This window comes from Paenibacillus alkalitolerans (assembly GCF_016482785.1).
Classification (GTDB): Bacteria; Bacillota; Bacilli; order Paenibacillales; family YIM-B00363; genus Paenibacillus_AE; species Paenibacillus_AE alkalitolerans.
In genome coordinates this window covers 1-326 of the sequence record NZ_JAEMXM010000080.1, presented here as the reverse complement: position 1 = coordinate 326, position 326 = coordinate 1, and the positions used below count along the sequence as shown (strand labels likewise).

At 48.2% G+C, this 326-nt stretch carries 1 protein-coding gene; it reads left to right on the top strand.

Features of this window, described 5'->3' with window-relative positions; genetic code table 11:
• Window positions 1-66: 66 nt before the first annotated feature.
• Window positions 67-326 (top strand): IS200/IS605 family accessory protein TnpB-related protein (locus JET16_RS29840; RefSeq protein ID WP_233532471.1); only part of this gene is annotated, 260 nt, incomplete at its 3' end.

The window sequence follows — 326 nt, the reverse complement described above, 5'->3', positions numbered from 1 at the left end:
TGGAAGAAATATGAGAAGGCTAGACGGTATATCCTCTCCAAGTCCGAGAAATAGTTGCGAGACGGCTTGCACAAGACCACGCGAAGTTTTGTCGATTGGTGCATCCAGCAGTCGGTATCGGATGTGCATTTGGGCAAGGTTGAGGGTGTGCAACGGAATACGCGCAAGAAGAAACGCGTCAATCGGAAGCAAGCGCAGAAATTATCGAATTGGTCTTTTGGCAAAGTGAGGAAGTATCTCGCGTATAAGTTGAAACAACATGGCATCCGGTTGCATTTGGCGGATGAATCGTATACGAGTCAGACATGTCCTGTCTGCACGAAGAG